An 11,202-nucleotide genomic window follows, 5' to 3' on the forward strand; every position below is an offset into this window, starting at 1 on the left:
TTCTAAAACACACGACTCTTTTCGTTCTGATATTTCGAATACGATAATTGCTTTTTTTGTTTCCATAGTTTTCTCCAAATTTATATCATAAGGAAAGATAATCTTTTAATAGTATCTTCCTCTGATAAATTTTCAAGCGTTTTTGTTTCACAATTCTCTATATGATTAACATATTCGTTTACTGAAAATGAGGATGCATATTCAGGTAAAATAACCGCATTTTCAGAATCTTTACAAAAGTCATTGCAAACGATAATATATTTATCTGAATTTAATCCGGACATATTTACAATTAATTGTTTTAAAGCAAATGCACTGGATTTCGTTTGTTTGGTAACGATTAAAACTTTGTCCGCAATTTCTAATAATCTTGCCTTGTAGTCATCAAATACACTATCTGTATCAATCACAATGCAATCAAATTCATTCGATTTTTTAAATGAAACGGCTATTTTTTCAAATATATCATAATTTAGGTTTAAAGACACAAGCGATGCCTTAAAAGGAGGTACATAACTAAACAATTCTGTTTTCAGATAATTCTTCAATAAATTATACTTCGGTATGTCATCCATACTCAATTTTGCATACACATCATTTGTTGCTATTGGTTCTTTATCGCTCATAAAATAATGAAATGTGTTCAATCTGCAAGCTTCCATATATAGAACAGATCTATAATTTTTTGCCAAACACGCTGAAAGGCCTAACGATAACGTTGTTTTTCCAACACCCCCACTTGCAGAAAACACCAATATTACCTTGGTTTTTCTTGTAATGTTTTTAGTGTTATAACTTAAAGAGGCCTTGCTCTTACTGAAAATAATATTAAGTATTTCTTTTACGCTTGTATACTTATAAAGTAAATTTTGATTCAATGATTTGTCATTGTCATCATTCTCAACAAGTACAAATATATTATCAATTTTATGTCTGTTTAAAGAGTTATCGTATAGTTCTTCCGAAACTAACAATATATCAATGCTTTTGGGAGAACTCAAAAATTCTTTATAATAGTCCTTATCAGTAATAATTTCCAATTCAACTTGATTGTAATACATTTTAGCCAATCGGGCTTGTAAAGGCATAATGTAATCAAAATCCAAATCAGCTATTACTATTTTGGCTTTTTTATCCATAGTACCTCCTACATAATCTCTACACGAAACTCACTGTTTGCCAACCTAACAATATCCCCATTTTCAACTCTGCACGGCTCATTTGGTGTTATTCTGACTTTATTTACATAAGTACCATTTGCACTTTGTAAATCAGTAATATAATAACTGCCTTTAATGTAATTAACTTTGCAGTGAACTCTGCCTATCATTTTATTAAACGAAATTAATCCATCTACTTGAGATTCTTTTCTACCTATAGTAAATTCATCTCTGTTTACTTTTAATTCAAAAGGTAACGGAGTATTTACAGCCACTAAACGCATTGATTGCTTTACAAGATTTTGCCCGAATTTATTCAAATAAATATTTCCGGCTTCTTTACCCCCGCCAAAACTGCAAATTAAATTTTCAATTGGTACAGTCTCATCATTCAAGTTTTTTAATAACTTATTAGTTTGAGGAGAATTAAGTGAACTTGACATCTTAATTGCCTTACATATTTCAGTTCTCAATGATCTTTCAAACTGAAACATATCACTATACAAATCGACATTGAGGGGAAGATAGATTAGTCTTACATGATTTGTTAAAGGATCAACATAAATGTGTTCTAAAGAAAGATCTATGTTTTTACAAGATAAGAAACCGTTACTTTTAACAGACATTATGTGGGAAATAAAATCCGAAGTTATTGATATAAAGATATCAGCGTCAATTGACAATATCAGCTTTGATAATTGTATATATTCTTCTGTTATGTAATATAGCTGTATTCTTCCGTTTAATATCATCTTGCAACATTTTACAAAACAATCATTTTTCTGATTTTGCAGTACTTTATATCCGGTTGAAGAAAACACCGAATTGTCTCTTAATACATACGACATATTGGAATTACAAACAAATTCATCATAAATCATCATTTTTTCGTTTTTTATCATACTCACTTCCGCCTCAAAATTTATTTAGTTTTCACATTCAAATTCAATTTAATAGTGAATTTGAGTCTAAAAACAAATCACATTCTTCACTTGTATTTACGCTTTTTATTTCTTCTGTGATAATTAATTCTTTTTTGTCTGATTGTTTTATCTTCTTATTTGAATGAACAATTATTACGATCAAACAAACAGCAATTACCATAAAACAAAATGACAAGACAAAAAATATAATTGGCTGTAACATAACAAAATTCATCTTATACTCTTTATACGATTGCTATTGGTGGGCGGCAGCAATACTGCCACCCACTATCGTTACCGTTTACTATCTGCTTTTCTTCTTTCTGCAGCTGATAAAAATAAGGACAAGTGTTGACCAAGAAGCTATTAATAATAAATACCAAGCATACATCTTTCTGATATCGCCGGTCTGCAGTGAGGTTGCAGAATTATTAATAATGTCAATTGTTTTATCATCAATATTTTCTTCATCCTTAGCGCTGTCAGAAATATCTATTGAGTGCGTTTTATCATCCTCATTTTCAAGTTCGGGGGCTTTATCTCCCGATTCAACTTTTAAGAAACTGATATTTCCATCATTTACTGATACCGATAATGTAAATGTTGAACCTGCCTTTGCTGTAATTTCATTACCGGATATAGATAACGAATCGCCCTCAACAATTTTAAATGTCTTTTCCGCACACTTTGTACCATTAGAATCTTTAATAATTAATGTGTGTTCGTCAATTAAAACATTTGAAAATCTTGCAAAACCGTTTTCATCTGTTCTTGATTGCAGAACATTGGAATGAATTTCGGCAATGTAATCAACTAACGCTTTACCGTCTTTATCAATGATACTGCAAACCATATTGACGGTTTTTTCGTCAGTATCTTTTTTCAATTCAGCGAGCTTATCTTCAGCGTTTGTAAGCTTACTGTAATTAGTTACATAGCCTTTTTGGTTAGAGAGGAGAATATTATAAGCGTTTCGAGCCGTTGTAATTGCATTCTCGCTTTCCAATGTTACCGTAGATGGAATAGCGTCTATAAGCTCAATAACCGGTTCCGCTGCCGCTCTGTCTTTTGCGCGAGCCTGTTCTTCGGCTTCTAATGTTTCAATTGCGTTTTCCGCAGCACTTAACTTACTGTAATTTGTTACATACTCTTTTTGTTCCGATGTAAGCTTATCATAAGCACTTCTTGCGGCTGTTACCTTATCTTTACAATCAAGTGTAATACTTGTCGGAATTTCATCAATAAGATTGATTACAGGTTGAGCCGCTGTTCGGTTTTTATTTAAAGTATCTATAGCATTTTCTGCCGCTACCAATTTGTTATAACTGGACTCAGGAACACAATCCTTCTGTGCCGAGGTTAAAGCATCATAAGCATTTCTCGCAGATTCCACGGCACTCTTATCGGAAATTGAAACGCTGTTTGGCAAAGCGTCAATTAATGCAACTACTTTATCAGCCGCTTCTTTATTTGCCTTATCCTTATCTTTATCTGTGTTTGATTGCTTTTTAATATTAAAGTTTTGGGCAGTACGGTTAACCTCATTATCATCGTTACGGAATTCCATCGCTATTGTATTTGTTCCGTCCTTATCAGCTTTATTTTCAAAAGTCTGACTCTTTATGGTAATCTTAGTGCTACCTGATTCCGAGTCATAATCTATGCCTTCCTCTAATTTTTCACCGTTGAGCCACAAATTGACAAACTCACCATAGCTACCATTTGAAACAAACAGCTGATCTTCTTCAATATTTTCCAAAACAAATTCGTGTGAATTTTCAGTTTTCGCACCGATATGTTCCTTAATTGTATAGCCTTCATCTGAAGCGTTATAAACATTGTCATTGGTATTTGAATTAACTCTCAATTTGAATTTTTTGCTTACTGATTCGAATGATTCAGTTTCACCTTCATTAAAGTAATTAACTTTGATTGTGAATTCATAATCTTCGTATTCGGCATTATTATCGGGAACTTGCGGAACACCTGAAATCTCACCTGTTTTCTTATTAAATACCAATCCTTTAGGTAACGCCTGCTCACCTTCAACAATTTCAAATTCTTCTCTTATGTTATCATGAATATTATCTGTTGCAATTATGTATTGATAAGGTACATATTTTACTGCATCACTCAAATTATCGGTTATAATTTCCGGTGTTTTAACTGTACCGTTAAGTGATATAACAACCTCCTGCTCTTTTCCTACTTCACCGGCCTTAATTACTACTGTACCTTTTACTTCGCCGTTACCATCGGGTACCAAACGAATCTTTCCCATATTAGGTAATTCTCCGTATTGAGTAGTTTTAGAGGTGGTTGAAAAAGCAGCTAATGTATCGTTGTTCTTACCGCCAACTGTCCAGTAACCGTCGAGCTTAACATTCTCAGTATTCCGAAGTTCAACACTCAAGTTTGTAAGGGGAGCATTACCAACATTAGCTATCAGAATGTCGTGCTTATCTCCAAAGTAATCATCAAATATTACTTCTCTTTCTTGCGGTCCTAAAACATAAAGCTCCGGTCCATTATTATTTAATTTCTTATATGTAATCCAATAATTTCTTTTTTGATTTTCATTATCATCAAATACTAATGTATACTGCTGATTTGCCTCGGCAAAATCTCTTGTGTGCGTTTCATCAACTTTGTCGCCGGTATCTTCGGAAACGGCATATAATCTATTTTCATCCGTATAGTTGAATATGGGTTTCATATTGGATAAATCAACATCAGAGTTAGAGTCATCTTTTATAAAAACGGTCTGATAGCCATAGCCGTAATATGTATCCATATTGATATTTTTGCCGTTTTCAACAACATATGCATTACCTTTATCTACGCTGTATTCTTTTCCATTGCCATCTATTGCACCCGTTACATTAAACCAAGGATCCTTTTGACCAATTATGGGTTTATCTGTATATGGCTTAAAATAATTTTTATCATACTTTGGAGTGTACTCCATAGCTAAAACATCCAATCTCCAAACATTGCCGTCCTCAAAAAAGATTGTGAATTGAACTCCGCCATTTTCATAATTATAATTTGCTTTATATCCTCTTGAAGATGATGTCTGATCAACCGGAATTAACTGGTCTTTTATATCTTCGCAATTTGCAGCTTCCTCTAAAGAATCATAACAACCGACAACTGCTTTTTTAACATAACTATTGGCCTGATCTCCGTATGTTACTCCGTGCGCATTAAGAACACAATATAATTCGGAATCTACGGAATAAGCATCCTTAAGCATCAAACAATGTTCATGTATTCCTTTACCCGCAAATGAAGAATCTACATCTTCAAATCCAATGTGATCCACATTAAGTAATACTGCATCTGTAAATTCATTTCCATTTTTAGCATACAAACTTACATCTACATATGTTGTATCTGATACAGCTGCAAAAGTTATGAATGACTGTCCAATAACATTATTATTATTATCTAAGTATACAATAGCAAACCAATTTGTTTCACCGTAATTTATTGCTAATCCGGGATTGCTTTCATCCATTTTTGGATTTAGTATATCATCAGTTATTGAATCAATATTTTCTGTATTTCCGCCACTACTGATATATGCCCAAAAATCATATACTTCTGTTTTGATATTTGGGTGTTCGTCGGCAATAGATGAAATTCCCAAATAGTATTGGTTTCCATTTTCGGGTTCAGGAACAACATATTCATTCACAGCAAAAGGAAATTTTGGTATTTGGGTGTTTACTCCCGAATTCTTCCTTTCCGGAGTCACTAAATATCGATTTCCGGAAGCTTCTTGCAAGTATAAATCATAACCAATTTCATCTCTAACAGTGTCGGTAATAAAGACTTTTATAATATACCTAATATTATCATTGTCTAATTGGTTTGAAGAACCTATAATCAATTCGATAGTATAAGCCTTTATATCAGCGTCTATAGATAAATCAATAGTTTCATTTTTCCCAATGTTGTATTGTTTGTATTCTTCTAATCCATCATCATTAGATTTTGTATATTTCCAAACAGTTGTAGCATTGTTGGATACTTCTATCTTGTTTCCCTCTGAATCAACAAGCATATCCAGTACATCATCCAACTTCATTGAGGATAATTCCTCATCAGTTTTTCCATTCAAGACCAAATATGCCTTGACTTCTTCCAACGGCAACATAGAAGCGTGAGCTACAACACCCGTTGAAGTAATTGCCGTTACTATCACCATTACTGTAAGCAAATATGATAGTAATCTTCTAACTTGTTTCATTTAAATTCCTCCATCAATTTCATTTTGAGCCATTGAAATAAGCTCATCAATGTTGTATATTTTAGATTTCCGTATATCGCCTGTTGAGGGATAATCAAAAATCAATTTTCCATTTAATATATCACAAAGATTTGGCAGATAAGCTATTTTCTCGCATTTATCATTTAGCAAGTACCCGTAGAATTCTCCGCTTGCTGTAATATATTGTGTGATGACATAGTCATCGACCTGCGTAACATATGTCAAATATGCATCCTCTTCAAGTTCTGTTACTATTTCATCACTGTCTTTTTTATAAACTTTAGGTGTACCGTGAAGCGGCGACTCAATTCTATAATTGTCTGTATAGAATTCTTCATACAATGTTGAATCCGGTATATCTCCTTTTTCGGAATATATTTTTGTGCCATCCCTAGCATTGTATCTTTCTATTGTGCCATCATAATATGTAACTTCCAAATACGAGCTGTTACCATCTCTGACGAATTGTTGATCATAAACATCTGATGCATTCGGAATATCAACTTCGCAAATCAATTCATTATCAAAGTCATATATTCTGAATTGTTTATATGTAAAGAACATTATTGTCCTTTCATCAGCACTGATTCTTGCTTCATCGTGAGAGTAGTCTGAATCATATGAGAACACTTGAGAATCCAAATGATTTTCATATTTTAAAATACATATAACAGGCTCGTCCATACTACCAATTAACGCTACTCCTTCTGAAATCTGAATAAAATCACATGAAAACTTTTTATCAATTTTTGATGTCAAATTAGCTTTTTCGTCAAAGAAAAGAACACCGCCTTTATATGAAGCCATCGTATGCGAACCGCTACGAGCAAAATCAACAATATTTTCAGATGTATTTACCAGTGGCGTTTGCTCTCCCGATACTGGATCAATTTCAACCAAAATATTATCTATTTTTGTGAATATTCCGGTTTCATCAGCCTGAACCTCAAAATATCCATCTTTATTAAATCCGCCAATCTGTTCTTTTTTGTTTACATCTATCACGACAAAAACAGATTTGGTTGTATTCGATGCGGAATAGGCAAAATATTCTTTGTAAAAGCCACCTTCAAAATGGGTAAAATCAGAAGTGCTGTCATACAATTCTATTTCATCGTCGTTAGCAACATTAAAAACAGATAAAGAACCATCTGAAAAGCTCACAGCTAACAGATTTCCATCATTACTTATTTCAAAGAGATTATCATTTGGATTTGCAAATATATCATTAGTCGTAACTTGTTGACTTCTTCCGTTAAAATCAACTGTTTGTAATATATTTCCTGTTTGTGAATCATATATTGTAGCTGTATTCTCATCTTTATAAATTCCTGCCACATTTATTCCATCGCTAGAAACACTTATTGATGTTGCTTTATTACCAGTCCATACAGTTTCTTTACTTGCAAGATTGTAAACTGTAATTCCGTATTTTCCGGCAAAGCAAAGGTTGTAATTATCAATAAATTCTACTTCTGACAAAGCAGATTCATCTGAAGGCAATGTTTCAATAATTTCAGCCTTTTTGGTATCAAAAATCGCAAGATTTCCTGAGTATATACAAGCTCCTGTTTTTCCATCAGGAGATAACCTCATACATATTGTTGCCGAAGGAAGCTCAATAGTGTTATATGACTTATATCCATCTGCCAAATCATATACTCCGAGCGCTGTAGTCAGTGACATTTGTACTTCCGGCAACAAACCTGGGGTTAGTATTCCACTATTACTGGAGGTAGCTTCTAACGCATATTTTATTGCTTTTTCTGAATTACCATCTTGCAAAGCATTGCTTGAATACTCCGCTAACTTCAAAAAACTTTCTCGTGTTTGCATTCTTTTTAATCCAATAAAACCAATAGAAAGACCAACAGCAAAAACAACCGCAGCCACCACAAGCGTAATCAATCTAAATTTTTTTAATTTTTTCGTTCTGGGATCGTTTTCCCTTAACTTCAAAATATCATCAAGCATTTCAGCTGCTGTCTGATACCTTAAATTCGGGTTAGGCTCCATTGCCTTAGATATTATTTTTACAATCAGCGGACTAAATTCTTTTTGCGATAACTTTTCAACATTTAGTGCGTCTTTTGCAGGACGTACACCACTAAGCAGATGATATAAAGTTGCACCCACGCTATAAATGTCCGACCTAACATCAGGCATTATTCTTTTTTTACTGTTAGATGAACCGGATTTTATTTTTGATAAGGTAATAGTGGCTGTTTCATCATTAAGGGTTACCGTTTCGTTTTCATCAATAACTGTTCCGCTTACTTCCGAATAGTCCAGGCCGTAATGTTCCGGTGAAGCATAGCCAATACTACATCCTACAACATTATTCTCCCCTATTGCTAAAGCAATGTTAAAATCAATTAAGCATATATCATTATTTGGTCTTTTCATTAAATTAGCAGGCTTTATATCGCTATGCACATAACCCTTTGGAGGATCTCCATGAATAGGTTGGTGCAAATAATCCAAAGCTTCTAACATTTGAATCGCCCATTTAATAACCTGTGCCTGAGAAAACCTTTCTCCTCTCTTTAGCGGCTTATCAAGGCTTTCACCTTGAATATAGTCCATAGCTGTATATACTGTATCGTTCTCAACAAAGAAGTCATATACCTGTGGAATATAGCTATGACTGAGATTCTTTAAAACATCGACCTCTCTTCTCAACAGTTCTGGACGTGTGGTCAGTTTTCTTTTGTCCGCTTTTAGTACAACCTTTTTCCCAAGTCTAAGGTGATTTGCCAAATATACAACACCACCACCGCCTGATCCGATTCTTTCAATCAGTTCATATGTAGAAGAAATAATTTCAGACATACTACACCCCTATTAAAGTTTTATGAATTATTTTCTTTTTGAGATTTCTCCATATTCAGTATTGTATTTACTCATTAATTTTTCTTTTTTTAATTTGTATAAAAACAATGAGAAAACCGCTAAAACAACACCTAATAATGCAATCACTAGTCCAACATAACATATCAATTCATCAGTTAACCAGTCCATATTTTATTCTCCATTTAAAAAAGTTTAATTATTCCCAGAAACAAAAATACTACTGACATAATGCCGAAAAATATAACCAAAAATTTTAAAGTATAATGTGAAGTGTATTTCTTTTTCTCTTCATTATTTTCAAATTTGCAGTCAAAGATATTTTCAACCTTAATATATATTGCAGTTATATTATCCTTTTCTTTTCGTGATTTTATTAAATCTATTAATTTCCTAATCTGCATAGACATTGCTTTTTTATTGTCTTTGACAACTTTGTTTAATGAAGTATAGATTTCCTCATCAGTAATTACATGTCTAAAACCATCTGAACAGAATAAGTATCCCTTTTCTTGAGTAATTCCTAATATTATTTCTGGTTCTACAAATTTCGAAGCTCCGACACATTGTAAAAGAACATTTCGTCTACTATCATTTTTTGCTTCATTTTCTGTTAGTTCACCATTTTCAATTGCCCTTGCGATAAAAGTCTGATCTTTTGTAATTTGTGATAATTTAGTTCCAATATGATATAATCTGGAATCTCCTACATGAACAACAACATATTTTTCATCAACAAATAATGCTCCAGTAAATGTGGTACCCAATCGTATTCCTCTGTCTTTTCCAAATTCATTGATTTCAGAATTTAATTTCTTTAATAAGAGTGACCATTTTTCGCCTATTATTTCTAAGTTTATATTTTCAAATTCATATAAAATATTATCATCAAACCAATCAGAGAAAACTTCTATTACTGTTGCACTAGCCAATTCCCCTTTTGAAAGACCTCCCATTCCGTCACAGATTATTGCCATTACAATCTCGGAATTACCAATTAATGCTTTCTTAATTATGAAACTATCTTGATTTATTTTTTTAGAAATTCCTACATCAGTATCTGCTGCTATTGTGAAATGCATTATTAACCTCCGTAACCAATTCTATGAAGTTCATTAAAAATTAATTATAAACTCCTCATCAGCTAATGTAATAACATCATCATTGTGCAATTCATACTCAGTATTTATTGGTATAACATTATCGTTAATATATGTTTTATTCTTTGATTTTAAGTCAACAATAAAACATCTTGTTCCTCGGACAATAATATCTGCGTGACTTCTGCTAACGGCAACATTGTCAATAAAATAGTCAACACAATTTTTATCCTTACCAATTCTAAACACGGATTTATTTATATAGACAACTTCATTTGTAGACAATCGTTTCAATTTTGGAAATCCAGTCACTTGTTCTGAAAACTCATTCATAATATATGTTTCGGTTTCATCTGCTAAATCTGTTTTATCGTCATCCATCAGTTCTGTTGATTCATCCATTAAATCAGTAGGTTCATCCTCATCTAATTCATGTAAGAAATTTTTGTACAAAGGTAACTCTTTGCGTATTTTATCAATATCAAATGCACTTAAGCTACTCAAACAATTCTTAAAATCCCTCAATTCTTTCATTTCGCTTTTATTTTTTAAAACAGCACTATCAGCCATATAACTCAGTAACCATAACATGTCTTCAGTTTCTGCCATATGAGAAATTGGTACATATATCATTCTAACTTTATTTTCATCATCAAAAAATATGTAATCAATATTTTTTACTAAACATTCAAGAAGCAGTCCATTATCAACAATGTACTTGGTTATATTCAAAACCTGATCAACAATGCTAAAAAACTGTGAAACTTGTATTCCCATAGATAAATAAGATTTGATACGCCCGCCTTTTAGATTCTCATATACAATCTGATTTTTAGCAATTATTTCTGGTTTAACAAATCCTTTTGGTGATTTTAAAGTTATATTTGATAAAT

7 protein-coding genes are annotated in these 11,202 nt (G+C 32.5%); all 7 read right to left on the reverse strand.

Annotated features, from left to right (window positions below):
• Nucleotides 1–80: 80 nt before the first annotated feature.
• Nucleotides 81–1,139, reverse strand: coding sequence for an AAA family ATPase (locus AC2HW8_RS00205; protein WP_412961891.1), 1,059 nt, complete (start codon nt 1,137–1,139; stop codon nt 81–83).
• An 8-nt stretch (nt 1,140–1,147) separates the two neighbouring features.
• Nucleotides 1,148–2,062 carry an FHA domain-containing protein gene (locus AC2HW8_RS00210; RefSeq protein ID WP_484326981.1) on the reverse strand — a complete coding sequence of 305 codons (915 nt, stop codon included), beginning with the start codon at nt 2,060–2,062 and terminating at the stop codon, nt 1,148–1,150.
• 325 nt (nt 2,063–2,387) lie between these two features.
• Nucleotides 2,388–6,338: an Ig domain-containing protein gene (locus AC2HW8_RS00215; protein ID WP_484326982.1), complete on the reverse strand. Its 3,951-nt coding sequence runs from the start codon at nt 6,336–6,338 to the stop codon at nt 2,388–2,390.
• Complete coding sequence (locus AC2HW8_RS00220; protein ID WP_412961897.1) at nt 6,339–9,191, reverse strand: protein kinase domain-containing protein; 2,853 nt, start codon at nt 9,189–9,191, stop codon at nt 6,339–6,341.
• A gap of 27 nt (nt 9,192–9,218) precedes the next feature.
• Nucleotides 9,219–9,380 carry a hypothetical protein gene (locus AC2HW8_RS00225; protein ID WP_195231110.1) on the reverse strand — a complete coding sequence of 54 codons (162 nt, stop codon included), beginning with the start codon at nt 9,378–9,380 and terminating at the stop codon, nt 9,219–9,221.
• Nucleotides 9,381–9,394: 14 nt separating this feature from the next.
• On the reverse strand, nt 9,395–10,291 hold the full coding sequence (locus AC2HW8_RS00230) for a PP2C family protein-serine/threonine phosphatase (RefSeq protein WP_412961899.1): 897 nt from the start codon (nt 10,289–10,291) through the stop codon (nt 9,395–9,397).
• 33 nt (nt 10,292–10,324) lie between these two features.
• Nucleotides 10,325–11,202: FHA domain-containing protein (locus tag AC2HW8_RS00235; RefSeq protein WP_484326983.1), on the reverse strand; the 878-nt coding region annotated here is incomplete at its 5' end.

Source organism: Ruminococcoides sp., assembly GCF_057037865.1.